Below are 12,984 nucleotides of genomic sequence, written 5' to 3' on the forward strand. Positions count from 1 at the left end.
TTACACTGCGGTCGTGATCTCCGTGGACCCCGCAAACACCAACCCGCATCCCGCCCGCACTCTCGTCATGGGGGTCGTTAACGTCACCCCCAACTCGTTCTCTGACGGAGGTATGTGGGCCGATCCCGAAGTGGCCATCCGCCATGCCCGCGATCTCGTCGTCGATGGAGCAGACATTATTGACGTCGGTGGCGAATCCACCCGTCCGGGCACTGAGCGCACCCCTGAGGACGAGGAGTTGCGACGCGTCCTTCCCGTCGTTAAGGCCTTGGTGGCTGACGGGGTCACCGTCTCCGTCGACACCATGCGTGTCTCGGTGGCCAAGGCCGTCATCGAGGCTGGTGCTTCCATTATTAATGACGTTTCGGGGGGCAAGGCCGAACCTGACATCCTCAATGTTGTTGCCGAAGCCGACGTCGACTATGTGCTCATGCACTGGCGCGGTCAGTCCTCCACCATGCAGAGTCTCGTTGATTACAAGGACGTGGTCACCGATGTTATTAGTGAGACCTCCCAGCAGGTCGATGCCGCTATTGCTGCGGGAATCGACCGGGAGCGCATTATCGTCGACCCGGGCATTGGTTTTTCTAAGACTGCTGAGCAGAATTGGCAGCTCATCGACGCCGTTGATGCTTTCCAGCAGGGATTCGCTGATCTCCGCGTCTTGTGGGGTGTTAGCCGCAAACGGTTCCTGGGTGAGCTCCTTGCCCACAACGGCCAAGACCGTCCTGCTCTGGAACGCGATGCGAGCACCATGGCTCTGTCGACGTATTTCGCCCTTCACCGCGCCTGGTGTGTGCGTACCCACGAGGTTCGTGGCAATCGTGACGCGATGGACGTCGTCGCCCGTCTGTTCTCCTGAAGCGGGGTGTGCGCCTGGGATGCGTGATTGCGGCGAACAGGTAATCTTCCGTCATGACCGACGGACAGATCACTTTAACGGGCATTCGTGCCCACGCGAACCACGGCGTGCTTGCCAGTGAGCGTGAACTCGGCCAGACTTTCAGCGTTGACGTGAGCCTCGACGTCGACATGGATACTGTCTGTGACGACCTCACCCATGCCGTCAACTATGCGCTAGTTGCACAGCGGGTGCTCGATGTTCTCATGGGGGAGCCGGTGAACCTCATCGAAACTCTAGCTGGCAGGATCGCTGATGCCGTTCTCGCGATCAGTCCGCGAATTAGTTCCGTCCAGGTGACTGTCCACAAGCCACATGCCCCGGTCGGGGTTGCGCTTGATGACGTGGCTGTCACGTGTCGAAAGGATGCCGAGTGAAAACTGTATTTAGTCTGGGCTCCAATGTGGGAAATTCCTTTGCTCATGTGTGTGACGCTGTTCGTCTGATCGCCGAAACCCCCGGTATTGACGACGTCGTCGTCTCTCCTGTCTACGTCACCACTCCCGTCGGGGGAGTTCAGCAGGACGACTTTTTGAATCTCGTCGTCGTCGCAACGAGTGATCTTCCTCCGTCGGTCCTGCTGGAGCGTGCTCACGTCATTGAGGAGGCTCACGGGCGAGAGCGCACTGTAGTGAATGGTCCCCGCACCCTCGACGTTGACCTCATTTGTGTCGGTGACGAGACCCTCACCACCGATGAGTTGACCCTTCCGCACCCCCGTGCACACGAGCGCGCATTCGTGCTTGTACCGTGGCGCGATGCCGATCCCCAGGCCGAATTGCCGGGGTATGGCAGGGTCGCCGACCTGCTGGCCTCCTTCGATGCCGACGAGCTCGCTGACGCCGTCAAGCCTTATCCGCACCGGATTGATGTGGCTGGGGTCACGGTTGCGGAAGGATTGGGTGGCAGGAGCGACGAGGAGGATGTATGACACGAAGTCTGCCACCTGACTGGGACGATGATCGCCGACCCGACGATGGCGGTGATCCTCAGGGTAGCCTCGCTCCGACTGACTGGAAGGTCATAATTGTGGCAGCTCTATGCGGGGCTGCCTTGGGATGGTTTGCACTGAGCATTTATAAGATCAATGACGATACCGTTCCGATTCTGCCGTGGTCTTTGCCGGTAATCGTCCTTGTCGCTGCTATTGCGACGTGGGGATATGCCCGGGCTTTTCGCGCTAAGGTCGTCGATCCAGCGCGTGTAGTCGAAGCGAATCAGGGTCTCGTCTCGCTAGCACTGGGCAAGGCTATCGCCCTTTCTGGCGCTGCGCTTGTTGGCGCGTGCATCGTGTACATGTTGACCTTCGTGTGGCACCTCAACATTCCATATCCGCGTCAGCGCACCATTGTTGGAGGAGCAACGGCTATCGCATGCGCGGTTATGACGTGGGCTGGGTGGTTTTTGGAGAACGCCTGTAAGGTTCCGAAGGGTCCTGATGACGCCGATAAGCACGGCACCCCATAAATATCCCGAGGCGCGACGGCAGACGAGATTGCGACTCGCCGGTATTCAGTGCTTGACCAGAGCCTAAACGGACTGTACTTGGGGTCTCGTTGCGGGATATGATGTTGCGCGTGAGCGGCGAGCATGATCTGAAACGGGTTGAAAAGGGTACTGGCGAGCGCAAAGGCGTTCTTATTATTCTCATTGTGGCGACGGTAGTTGCCGTCGTGTGTGGTGCAATTCCTTCTATCTGGGCTGTGCGAGCTGGTGTGCTTGTGGCCCTCGTGGGCGCTTGGGTGTCTGTCTTCATGGCGTGGCGTCAGGTTGATGCCATCCGCCAGATGCACTTTGACGCCCTCAAAGATCTTCGTCACGCTGCTTCGGAGCAGGAAAAGCGCCATCATGCCGAGTCGATGGAGATCATCGACACGTTCTCGCGACGGGTTGGCTCTATTTCGAAGACGCTTGCTGATACTCGTGCCAAGCTTGATCGGGCAGAAAATGAGCTGTCGACTCTCCGTGGCGACAAGGCGGCTCTGCAGTACAAGGTCACCGCTGGCAATAAGAAGGTGGCTTCCCTTGAGATGCGTATTACCGAGCTGGAGACCGAGCTCGACGCTCTGCTGGCTGATGGTAGGTCCGGACGTTTGACTACCCTGCGTACTGTCACCGATGCCGGTGTCCCCACTGCTGAGGAGATCTGGGAGCGTGGTAACGATGCCACTATTGCTGACCTATCCCGGGTCGCCTTCCCGCGCCTGTCCGACGAGACCAGCGAGGCTCGTCGCCACGCCTGACACATAGCCCGCCCAGCGGCGTGGGGTCCAGCTAGATAGCTGGGCCCCACGCCGTTTTTCGCCTTCCCGACGCGAAGTCACTTATCGAGGTCTCCCAGCGTCCATCCCATAGAAGCAATGGTGGCTTCGACGTCGGCAACCCGGGTGCCAGGAAGTACTGCATCCAAGGCTTGAACGTTGGCGAAGGTGGGGGTGCGCAGAGCCATCCGCCACGGCGTTGTGCCGCCTCGTGACTCCAATAGGTATCCGGCGCGTCCCCACGGGGCCTCCATAGCCGTCCAGGTGCGTCCCCGGGGTACCTTGAGGGCGGTCGGTAGACGAGTCGTCAGTGGCCCATCCAGGCTTGGTAGTTGGTCGAGGATCTGATGGCACAGACTCGACGACACTGTGACGTCGTTACACAACGCTGCCAGGCGTGCGTAGGCGTCACCATCGGGGTTTGTGGCGACGTCTGGCCACGTCAGTTCCTCGTACACTGCAGCGCGTTTGCGGGTGTCGAGGTCGACCCCGCTAGCTAAGGAGACTGGTCCTGATAGGCCGTAACGGTCGACCATTTCTGCGGAAATGACGGCCACACCGTGAATGCCTGGGGCGGCGTCGAGGGCAGAACGCAACTGCGGCGTAAGGGCATCAACGTCGTCGAGCCATTCACTGAGCCGCCATTCAGCGTCGACGTCGATCTGGAGTCCGCCGATTCTAGTGATCATGGGATGGATTCGATTTCCAGACAGCTTCTGCCAGATCCTTCGGGCGTTTTCAATTGCAGTAGCTATTGCATTCTCAAGGCCGTCATCGTTGCAGTGATGGCCAACCCATGACAAAAAGGCCAGGTGCGATGTGATTCTGTTGAACTCGACAAGTAGGGTGCGTATCCATGTCACGCGAGTTGGAACAGTAATACCCATCGCTTCCTCGATGACATGGGCCGCTCCGGTCTCGCTGATGAATGGGGCTGTCCAGTCATGGCGTGACGCAAGCATCGGAATCTGTCGGTAATCGCGAACTTCGAAGAGTTTTTCATCACCGCGGTGGAGGTTGCCGATATTTATCTGTGAAGATGCGATGAGATCGCCGTCAACGGTTGTGTCTATAGTGACGAGCCCTGGCCGAGTGGGGTGAAGGCGCCCGAGATCGAGCCTGATCACATCGTATTTCCCGCCAGTATCGTCATTGGGGGATTGAGTATGATGTGTTAACGGCATGGATCCGACAACGAACAAGATCTTTCGCGTGGAACTGAGCACACCATGAGGATGCCGCATTGCACCGTCAGATGCATCTTCACGACACTGATTCGTTGATAAAAAACTGGAACCGTCTTGTGATTTTCCCGGCTATGAACATAAACTGTCTTCTGAAAGCCGGAGTTGTATCTACGGCACAAGTCTGAAAGGAATGCTATGGCACAGCGCGTGCGTGTTGATCTTGTCGACGATGTGGACGGAAGCCCGGCCGAGGAATCCGTCAATTTCGCTCTTGATGGTGTTAACTATGTGATTGATCTGTCCGCTGAGAACGCCTCGAAACTGCGTGATGATCTGTCCGCATGGGTTGATCATGCTCGTCGCACTGGTGGCCGTCGCACTCGTGGCCGTCGGCCAACTGGTGGCCCGACTGCTAATGAGGTTCGTAAGTGGGCGAAGAGCCAGGGCTACAAGGTTTCGGAGCGCGGTCGTGTATCCAATGAGATTCGTGAGGCCTACGAGCGCACTCACTGATTTCAGTCGTGTGACCGCCGGACAAGGCGTGTTAGTGGCGACGCCGGAGCGGAAAGGCTCCGGCGTCGTACTTGTTTCAGTTGGCGTTGTGCCAGCGGCGTAAGCGGGTATCTCAGATCTGTCGTTAGCGGTTATTAGACTGAGCACACAGACCGGCGGTCCAGTGTCGTCGGTTGGTTGCATGAAGGTTTCACGCGACCGCGGGTAGATTGGATTGCCGCTGTTGCCGGTGATTGGTCTACTCCACGTACAAGGAGAGTTCATGTTTGAACGGTTCACCGATCGGGCCCGTCGGGTCGTCGTCCTGGCCCAGGACGAGGCCAAGGCCCTGAACCACAATTACATTGGCACTGAGCATCTGTTGCTCGGGCTCATTAGCGAGGGCGAGGGCGTTGCTGCCAAGGCTCTCGAGTCCCTCGACATTTCACTGGAGGCTGTTCGCGCCCAGGTGGAGGAAATAATTGGTCACGGCACCTCGACGCCTACGGGCCATATTCCCTTTACTCCGCGTGCCAAGAAGGTCCTTGAGCTGAGCCTGCGCGAAGCCCTCCAGATGAATCACTCCTACATTGGCACTGAGCATATTCTGCTTGGCCTTATCCGGGAGGGGGAAGGCGTCGCTGCTCAGGTGCTGATCCGGTTGGGCGCTGACCTCAACACGGTGCGCAATAGCGTCTTGCAGTTGTTGCAGGGTTACCAAGGCGACGAGCGTCAGGCTGCCACATCTGGTGCCCCCGAGGCTGGGCCGCAACAATCATCGGCGACGGTTCTTGACCAGTTTGGTCGCAATCTCACCGACGCGGCTCGCGATGGTGAACTCGACCCTGTCATTGGCCGCGAAAGGGAGATCGAGCGGGTGATGGTGGTGCTGAGCCGGCGCACCAAGAACAACCCGGTTCTCATTGGCGAGCCTGGCGTCGGTAAATCTGCGTGTGTTGAGGGCCTGGCTCAGGCGATTGTGCGTGGAGATGTCCCTGAAACCCTGCGCGATAAGAAGATTTATTCTTTGGACCTCGGCTCGATGGTCGCCGGGTCGCGGTATCGCGGCGATTTTGAGGAGAGGATGAAGAAGGTCCTCAAGGAGATCAAGAATCGCGGCGACATCATTTTGTTCATCGACGAGATCCATACCCTTGTTGGTGCAGGTGCTGCTGAGGGAGCGATCGACGCCGCCAGCATGCTTAAGCCGATGCTGGCTCGCGGTGAGTTGCAGACGATTGGTGCGACGACCCTCGACGAGTACCGCAAGTACATTGAGAAAGACGCCGCACTGGAGCGTCGTTTCCAGCCAATTCAGGTCGACGAGCCGTCGATTCCGCTCGCTATTGAGATCCTCAAAGGCCTGCGCGATCGCTACGAGGCTCACCACAAGATCACCATTACGGACGAAGCTATTACTGCGGCAGCGAATCTCGCGTCACGCTACATTCAAGATCGCTTTTTGCCCGATAAGGCCATTGATCTCATTGATGAGGCCGGTGCGCGGATGAACATTCGCCGCATGACGGCGCCGCCAGATTTGCGCGAGTTTGACGAGCGGATCGCGCATGTGCGTGTGGAAAAGGAAGCCGCTATCGACGCTCAGGACTTCGAGCGTGCCGCCGGGCTGCGTGACGATGAGAAGAAGCTCCTTGCCGAGCGCGAGGCTAAGGAGGAGGAATGGAAGCAGGGCGACGAGTCGGCGCCAGCCGTGGTCGGCTCCGACGAGATCGCTGAGGTGCTTTCGGGGGCTACCGGGATTCCCGTCTTCAAGCTCACTGAGGAGGAATCTCAGCGTCTGCTTCACATGGAGGACGAGATCGGTAAGCGTTACGTCGGCCAGGAGGACGCCGTCAAGGCCCTGTGCCGGTCGATCCGACGCACGCGAGCTGGTCTCAAAGACCCGAAGCGCCCGGCAGGGTCATTCATTTTCGCCGGACCGTCGGGTGTCGGTAAGACTGAGCTCACCAAGGCGCTCACCGAATTCCTGTTCGGTGATGAGGACGCTCTCATCACCCTCGATATGAGCGAGTACTCCGAGAAGCACACTGCATCGCGGATGTTTGGCTCCCCGCCTGGATTCGTTGGATATGAGGAGGGCGGCCAGCTCACCGAGAAGGTGCGTCGCAAGCCGTTCAGCGTCATTCTTTTTGACGAGATTGAGAAGGCCCACCCCGATATCTTCAACTCCCTGTTGCAGATTCTTGACGAGGGACGTCTCACAGACGCTCAGGGCCGTGTGGTGGATTTCAAGAACACCGTCATCGTGCTCACCACCAACCTCGGTACTCGCGACATTTCGAAGTCCGTCAACCTCGGTTTCTCCAAGGCTGACGACGTCGAGTCCAGCTACGAGAAGATGAAGGCCAAGGTTACCGAGGAACTTAAAGGACACTTCCGCCCCGAGTTCCTCAACCGTCTTGACGAAATCATTGTGTTCCACCAGCTCACCCAGCCTGACATTCTGCGGATTGTTGACCTGATGGTGGGTCAGTTGGAGGGTCGACTGGCCGATAAAGATATGGGCATCGAGGTCACCCCGGCTGCTAAGGAACTGTTGTCTAAGCGCGGCTTCGATCCGCTGCTGGGTGCTCGCCCGTTGCGTCGAACCATTCAGCGCGACATTGAGGACGTTCTTGCTGAGAAGATCCTCTTTGGCGAGGTCAAGCCCGGACAGATCGTGGTTGTCGACGCAGCCCCGGAGGGTTCCGACGAGCCGTTCGTATTTAAGGGAACGGAGCGTTCTGAGCTGCCCGATGAAGTGCCTGCCGAGCTGACCTCCTCAGCGGGGGAGAATAACGACGGTCAGTAAGACGGATTGACGGTTGTGGCCCGGCGCGTTGAGCGTCGGGCCACACGTGTGTTAGTGGCAGGGCCGGAGCATCGTTTTACGCCATCACCGCTTGCAGGGCGAAGGACACCAGCCAGTGGGTGGCCATGAAGTCGCCGTCTGTGATCTGTGCGGCCACCTTACTGATCTGACGTTGGGTGGCGGTTTCGATGCGACGGCGCGCGTCATCGTCAAGCCACGTCGTTAATGCGCGCAGTTGCCAGGCACGCGACAGACTTAGTCCATACAGGTGGGCGAGTTTGCCGTCTGTACCATCGGTGACCTCTGGCACGTCGAGGAGGGTGTCGTCAGCGTGCCCTAGGTGTGGCAGGAATGCGTGAAGCCACGCCCCGAACTCGTCAGAGCGGCCCTCGGCGTCATATACCCGAGCCATGAGGTGAGCTTCACTCAGTGCTGCTGATAGGAAATCATTTCCGCTCGGTTCCCACGACGATGGGTAATTGACGTCGGCGTCGAAAAAGCGATGGGAATGCTCAATGATGGCCTCAACGATGTCGCGACGCTCCAGCGACCGCGCCGCGTCGAGGCACAAGCCGATACCGAAGGCGGTGTTGTCATGGGTGCCAGTGCGCACGGGGAACGTCATCGTCGGTAGCCAGGTAAGGAGATTATCGAAGACTTGACGGCCAATGATGGCGGTAGCTGAGGCCCACTCTAAATGACGTGTCGAGACGGTTGATGCAGCACATGTAGCGGAAAGGAGAGCAGCCCACCCCCAACCATACGGGCGCTCATACCCACGATGGGTTCGTAGGTATTCGGCTTCCACGTGAGCATTGGCATCGGTCAGACGCGCATCGAGAATACCCGTGAGCTCGTCGATCGTTGCGCGGTCGATTGCCTGGTGTGCGCGTTCGATGAGAGTCAGAGCAGACCACTGCATATGGGCTGAGGAATGCCAGTCCAGACAACCATGAAAACACGGGTGGAGACGCCACGGCGTGACGTCGACGTCGTCAGGCCCTGAAGACTGGTGGGCAGACCCCCACGGGAAAGGACGGTTAAGTCCGTCAATGATGGTTCTCGCCCAAGATTGGGCATAGTCGTCGAGAATCACAGTAAACCTCCTGGAAAACAGAACAGATACATAATGAGAATGTTGCAGGCTAGTAGTGGAATAGCGGTGGGGATCTGTGCCTTAATTGGACCATAACTGTCATCAAGTTCAAGGAGTGCAGCCGGAACCAGATTGAAATTCGCGGCCATTGGCGTGCAGAGCGTGCCACAGAACCCTGCCAACATGCCCATGGCGAAGATCGCGGCCATATTGCCTTGGAAGTGTTGCACGAGCAGCGGCCACCCGACGGCAGCAGTCATCACCGGAAACGCGGCGAAGGCGTTACCCATGATGAGGGTGAATAGCGCCATCCCGAGGCAGTAGACGCATACCGCCGCAAAGAGGTTCCCTGATGGAAGGATCCACGAGGTGATGTGTCCGACTGCATCCCCGACGCCAGCATTATTGAAAAGGGTGCCGAGGGTCGCTAAGAACTGCGGCAGGATCGCTGCCCACCCGATGTGGCCAAGCAACCGGTCGCCCTCTTTGAAGGCCACCATCGGCGAGCGCTCCTTGAACATAATCATGGCTGCAATCAGGGCGATAAGTGATGCTGCACCCAGGCCAATGATTGTCGCCATACCGGTTTCTAGCAACGGAGTACCGCTCACCGACACGTTACGCATACCAGCCACTGCGAAAATGGCTGCCACGATCGGAATGATAAGGGCAAGGATAAAGAGTTTATTGCCGAACTTCGTTGCTGACTTTTCTCGTTCGGCGTCGCTCGTGGTTTCGGTAGAACCCCGACCTGGGAATCCGCATGCGGCCAGCACGACAAGGATGAGTACCGCAATGCCCTCGACGAGGGCAGGGGCAGTTTTGTTGACGACGAAACTTCCGTAGCCAAATGAAAATGCCAAAATCGCCCAAAATGCGGCGGATCCGAAACGCTTGCTGTCGTCGCGGTCTCGCAGTCGGACGACTGCGATGACGAGAAAAAGGAGACCACATAGCCAGTAGAACCATTCAACCTTGATCATTGATTGTCCTCCTGCTCCGGGTTTCCACCTGAGGGCAGGCTAACGGTGTGGCCAGGCTCCAACGTGGTGTCGACGTCGACGTCGTCGCCTCCCTCGGCGGCCATTTTCGCGAGCTTACGATCTAGCAACCACAGCCGTGGCGCGTGGATGAGGAAGGCGCAAATAGCGGTCGGGATTGCCCATAAAGCAATTTGCAGAGCTTCGAGCTTGAGGTTATAGGTAGCGTCAACGAATCCTGTAATAAGCAGAATCGACCCGATGGCAATGAAGACGTCTTCACCAAAAAATAGCCCAATTGTGTCTGCTGAGGATGCGTAAGAGCGCAACCTTTCGCGCATTTTGTGGGTGTATCGCGGGTGGGTGCGTTGGGCGGCGGCTTCAGCCATCGGCACGACGAGGGGGCGCACTGCCTGGGCTGGTCCACCGATGGATGACAGCCCCAGCGCGGCTGTGATCTGGCGAACAGCAAGGTAGACGGTAAGGAGTTTTCCGGCCGTCATGGACTTCATCTTTGACATGAGACGACCGGCTTGTTGCATGAGGCCATGGCGCTCCAGCAATCCGATAACGGGTAACACGACGATGAAAACCGTCACGGAACGCGAGCTGGCGAATCCGGTACCGAAAGTCTCGATGATTTTGACCGGTGACATTCCGGCAATGAGGCCAGCAGCGATTCCGGCGGCGGCTACCACGAGCATGGCATTGAGCCGCAGGGCAAAGCCGATGACGACGATCGCCACGGCGAGCAAGACCCACATAACGTGCTCCTTTCTGGGGATGCTGTGGCGTCACTTTAGAAGCGATCGGGCGATCGTGTACCACATCGCGGCCAAGAGGCAACGTGTTGACCGGGAAAGATCTCAAGGCCACCCTTGTGCCATGGCAACTGTTGATCTCAATGCGGACATGGGGGAATCTTTCGGGTCGTGGCAGATGGGCGACGATGAGGCCCTGCTGGGAATTGTCACCTCCGCGAATGTGGCTTGCGGATTTCACGCCGGCGACGCTGTCGTCATGGGGCGGACGTGCACAGCAGCTGTAGAACATGGGGTTTGCATTGGCGCACACGTGTCGTATCGGGACCTCGCCGGTTTCGGTCGCAATTTCGTGGACGTCGATCCCGGGCGGCTGCGTGATGAGGTCATTTACCAGCTATCGGCGCTTCGCGGAGTTGCTGAGGTGCACGGTGCCGAAGTGCGCTACGTCAAGCCTCACGGTGCCTTGTACAACACGATTGTTCACCACGAGGTGCAGGCCAAAGCAGTTGTCGAGGCCATCAGTGCGGTGAATGCTGCTTCGAGCACCGACCTGGCTCTTCTCGGCCTGCCAGGTGCCCTTGTTCTCGATCTCGCGGAGCAGCAGGGCATCCGTACCCTGCGCGAGGCGTTCGCTGATCGGGCCTACAATCCCGACGGCACGTTAGTGCCGCGTCGGCACGAGGGGTCGGTGCTGCACAACCCTGACGAGGTCGCTGAGCGGGTCGTGACTTTGGTGACTCGCGGCGTGGTGTCGGCCATCGACGGTACCGAGGTGGCTATTAAGGCCGATTCGGTATGTGTCCACGGTGATACTCCGGGCGCTGTTTCCATGGCTGCGGCAGTGCGTGACCGCCTCGCTGCCGCTGGAGTCGAGTTGCAGGCTGCGGCATGAAACTGCTGCCAGCTGGCCGAACGGCGGTGCTCATCGAGCTAGACGATGCTGGTCAACGTCGACGCCTGCACCGGACTTTGAGGGAGCATCCGGCAGTGGGAACGGTCAATCTCATCCCGGCCCAAACGACGGTGCTTATCGAGGTTGAGTCCCCCGATCAGCTACCGGCAGCCGTGACCCACGTTCGGGACGTGATCGCTCAGGGGCTGGACGACATCGAGCAGAGTAAGCAGGAGGCCGTCGTGGTGCCGGTTCGGTACGACGGACTGGATCTATCTGACGTAGCAGACCTGCTCAACATGACCACCGACGAGCTGGTACGACGCCACAGCAGTCAACCGTGGACGGTCGAGTTCGCCGGGTTCATGCCCGGATTCGGGTATATGTCCGGAGCTGATTGGCCTTACCGGATTCCACGTCGCGATAGCCCTCGAACCAGGATTCCACCGGGCAGTATCGCCCTGGCTGACGGATTCACCGGCGCCTACCCGCAAGCTTCCCCCGGTGGTTGGCAGATCATTGCCACGACCGACGCCGTCTTGTGGGACGAGAATGCGGATCCACCAGCTCTCCTGCTGCCGGGAGCTGTCATTACATTCGAGGTGGTGAATTCATGACCTACTTTGTGGTGGAGGCAGCCGGGCCGAGAACACTCATTGAGGACGCTGGACGTCGCGGCTGGGCGGATCTAGGGATCAGCGGTTGCGGTGCATGGGATCGGCAGGCTTATCTGGATGGTGCCCGGCTCGTCGGCAATGGCGCTGGGCTGGGGTGTCTAGAGGTTCTCCTTGGACCGGTGCGCTTGAGATGCGTTGGTGGGCCGGTCCTTGTTGCGGTGACGGGAACCGATGCCCAGGTACATCTCGATGGAACACCCCGCCCTAACGGTGGGGGCTTTCTCGTGAAAGGTGGTCAGACCGTCAGTATTTCCGCGCCGGAACACGGCCTGCGCAGCTACGTATCTGTGAGTGGAGGAATTGACGCAACACCTACTTTTTCCAGCGTTTCAGCTGATCCGACCCGTGGAATCGGTCCGGCACCGCTCACGCCAGGCGACTGCGTTAACGTCGGTCATGGCCGCGCTGGCGTCATCTCGACAACCCTCGTCGACGCGCCCCAGCCGTCACGGGAACTCGTCCTTCATGGAGTATGGGGCCCTCGCGACGATTGGTTTACTGATGCGTCGCGGCACCGCCTTGAACAGGCGCCCTGGCGAGTCGGGGATGCCAGCGACCGCGTCGGAACCCGACTTGAGGGGCCATCCTTAGAAAGGGCGGTGACTGGAGAATTGACCAGTGAGCCAGTGATACGAGGGGCGATCCAAGTACCTACCTCTGGGGTGCCGCTCATTTTTGGGCCAGACCATCCGACGACTGGGGGATACCCGGTAATTGGGGTGGTTGATCCTGAGGATGCGGATCGTCTTGCGCAAGCTCGGGCTGGGGTCGTGGTCAGGTTCGCGATGACATCCCATGACTGGTGACGGGTTCACGATCTCATCTATAAGCATAATGCCTAGTGAAGTCCTTGTTCGTGAGGGTGCAGAGGTGGAGGGCGACGTGACGTGACGTCTACCCCGACCGACCCACAGGGGTACGA

At 58.7% G+C, this 12,984-nt stretch carries 14 protein-coding genes; 10 read left to right on the top strand and 4 right to left on the bottom strand.

Features of this window, described 5'->3' with window-relative positions; genetic code table 11:
- Positions 1-13: 13 nt before the first annotated feature.
- From folP to FYJ43_RS02545, 5 genes are all read left to right on the top strand, one after another.
- Positions 14-862, top strand: a complete 849-nt coding sequence (gene folP, locus FYJ43_RS02525; protein ID WP_326833246.1) for a dihydropteroate synthase — start codon at positions 14-16, stop codon at positions 860-862.
- A gap of 53 nt (positions 863-915) precedes the next feature.
- A complete protein-coding gene (gene folB, locus FYJ43_RS02530) occupies positions 916-1,278 on the top strand; it encodes a dihydroneopterin aldolase (RefSeq protein WP_154561636.1) in 363 nt (120 codons plus the stop codon).
- Positions 1,275-1,832, top strand: a complete 558-nt coding sequence (folK, locus tag FYJ43_RS02535; protein ID WP_326833247.1) for a 2-amino-4-hydroxy-6-hydroxymethyldihydropteridine diphosphokinase — start codon at positions 1,275-1,277, stop codon at positions 1,830-1,832. The genes folB and folK overlap by 4 nt, the downstream gene beginning before the upstream one ends.
- Entirely contained in the window at positions 1,829-2,368 is a 540-nt protein-coding gene (locus FYJ43_RS02540; protein ID WP_154561638.1) for a DUF3180 domain-containing protein, read from the top strand. The genes folK and FYJ43_RS02540 overlap by 4 nt, the downstream gene beginning before the upstream one ends.
- 98 nt (positions 2,369-2,466) lie before the next feature.
- Positions 2,467-3,144, top strand: a complete 678-nt coding sequence (locus tag FYJ43_RS02545; protein WP_154561640.1) for a cell division topological specificity factor MinE — start codon at positions 2,467-2,469, stop codon at positions 3,142-3,144.
- Between the two features lie 77 nt (positions 3,145-3,221).
- Here the strand turns inward: FYJ43_RS02545 and FYJ43_RS02550 are convergent, their stop codons facing one another.
- Complete coding sequence (locus FYJ43_RS02550) at positions 3,222-4,406, bottom strand: NADH-quinone oxidoreductase subunit D-related protein (RefSeq protein WP_154561642.1); 1,185 nt, start codon at positions 4,404-4,406, stop codon at positions 3,222-3,224.
- A gap of 138 nt (positions 4,407-4,544) precedes the next feature.
- Between FYJ43_RS02550 and FYJ43_RS02555 the strand changes: the two genes are divergently transcribed.
- Complete coding sequence (locus tag FYJ43_RS02555; RefSeq protein WP_154561644.1) at positions 4,545-4,862, top strand: histone-like nucleoid-structuring protein Lsr2; 318 nt, start codon at positions 4,545-4,547, stop codon at positions 4,860-4,862.
- Positions 4,863-5,124: 262 nt separating this feature from the next.
- Entirely contained in the window at positions 5,125-7,653 is a 2,529-nt protein-coding gene (locus tag FYJ43_RS02560) for an ATP-dependent Clp protease ATP-binding subunit (RefSeq protein ID WP_154561646.1), read from the top strand.
- Between the two features lie 76 nt (positions 7,654-7,729).
- Here FYJ43_RS02560 and FYJ43_RS02565 read toward each other — a convergent pair whose 3' ends face one another.
- Genes FYJ43_RS02565 through FYJ43_RS02575 form a run of 3 tightly spaced genes read right to left on the bottom strand, consistent with a single transcriptional unit; the run spans position 7,730 to position 10,493 of the window.
- Positions 7,730-8,749 (bottom strand): DUF2891 family protein, encoded by a 1,020-nt coding sequence (locus tag FYJ43_RS02565; protein WP_326833248.1) that lies wholly within the window; start codon positions 8,747-8,749, stop codon positions 7,730-7,732.
- Positions 8,746-9,732 (bottom strand): DUF979 domain-containing protein, encoded by a 987-nt coding sequence (locus FYJ43_RS02570; RefSeq protein ID WP_154561650.1) that lies wholly within the window; start codon positions 9,730-9,732, stop codon positions 8,746-8,748. The genes FYJ43_RS02565 and FYJ43_RS02570 overlap by 4 nt, the downstream gene beginning before the upstream one ends.
- Positions 9,729-10,493, bottom strand: a complete 765-nt coding sequence (locus FYJ43_RS02575; RefSeq protein ID WP_154561652.1) for a DUF969 domain-containing protein — start codon at positions 10,491-10,493, stop codon at positions 9,729-9,731. Before FYJ43_RS02575 ends, FYJ43_RS02570 begins: the two co-directional genes overlap by 4 nt.
- Positions 10,494-10,614: 121 nt before the next feature.
- Here FYJ43_RS02575 and FYJ43_RS02580 point away from each other — a divergent pair, with 121 nt between their 5' ends.
- Genes FYJ43_RS02580 through FYJ43_RS02590 form a run of 3 tightly spaced genes read left to right on the top strand, consistent with a single transcriptional unit; the run spans position 10,615 to position 12,868 of the window.
- Positions 10,615-11,385 (top strand): LamB/YcsF family protein, encoded by a 771-nt coding sequence (locus FYJ43_RS02580; RefSeq protein ID WP_154561654.1) that lies wholly within the window; start codon positions 10,615-10,617, stop codon positions 11,383-11,385.
- Positions 11,382-12,002, top strand: a complete 621-nt coding sequence (locus FYJ43_RS02585) for a 5-oxoprolinase subunit B family protein (protein ID WP_154561656.1) — start codon at positions 11,382-11,384, stop codon at positions 12,000-12,002. The genes FYJ43_RS02580 and FYJ43_RS02585 overlap by 4 nt, the downstream gene beginning before the upstream one ends.
- Positions 11,999-12,868: a 5-oxoprolinase subunit C family protein gene (locus tag FYJ43_RS02590; protein ID WP_154561658.1), complete on the top strand. Its 870-nt coding sequence runs from the start codon at positions 11,999-12,001 to the stop codon at positions 12,866-12,868. Before FYJ43_RS02585 ends, FYJ43_RS02590 begins: the two co-directional genes overlap by 4 nt.
- Positions 12,869-12,984 lie beyond the last annotated feature (116 nt).

Origin of the sequence: Cutibacterium porci, assembly GCF_009696315.1 — a bacterium.
GTDB classification, from domain to species: Bacteria; Actinomycetota; Actinomycetes; order Propionibacteriales; family Propionibacteriaceae; genus Cutibacterium; species Cutibacterium porci.

Coding starts and splice junctions, on each gene's coding strand:
- folB (WP_154561636.1), top strand. CDS start 916: ATGACCGACGGACAGATCACTTTAACGGGCATTCGTGCCCACGCGAAC.
- FYJ43_RS02540 (WP_154561638.1), top strand. CDS start 1,829: ATGACACGAAGTCTGCCACCTGACTGGGACGATGATCGCCGACCCGAC.
- FYJ43_RS02545 (WP_154561640.1), top strand. CDS start 2,467: ATGATGTTGCGCGTGAGCGGCGAGCATGATCTGAAACGGGTTGAAAAG.
- FYJ43_RS02550 (WP_154561642.1), bottom strand. CDS start 4,406: ATGCGGCATCCTCATGGTGTGCTCAGTTCCACGCGAAAGATCTTGTTC.
- FYJ43_RS02555 (WP_154561644.1), top strand. CDS start 4,545: ATGGCACAGCGCGTGCGTGTTGATCTTGTCGACGATGTGGACGGAAGC.
- FYJ43_RS02560 (WP_154561646.1), top strand. CDS start 5,125: ATGTTTGAACGGTTCACCGATCGGGCCCGTCGGGTCGTCGTCCTGGCC.
- FYJ43_RS02570 (WP_154561650.1), bottom strand. CDS start 9,732: ATGATCAAGGTTGAATGGTTCTACTGGCTATGTGGTCTCCTTTTTCTC.
- FYJ43_RS02575 (WP_154561652.1), bottom strand. CDS start 10,493: ATGTGGGTCTTGCTCGCCGTGGCGATCGTCGTCATCGGCTTTGCCCTG.
- FYJ43_RS02580 (WP_154561654.1), top strand. CDS start 10,615: ATGGCAACTGTTGATCTCAATGCGGACATGGGGGAATCTTTCGGGTCG.
- FYJ43_RS02585 (WP_154561656.1), top strand. CDS start 11,382: ATGAAACTGCTGCCAGCTGGCCGAACGGCGGTGCTCATCGAGCTAGAC.
- FYJ43_RS02590 (WP_154561658.1), top strand. CDS start 11,999: ATGACCTACTTTGTGGTGGAGGCAGCCGGGCCGAGAACACTCATTGAG.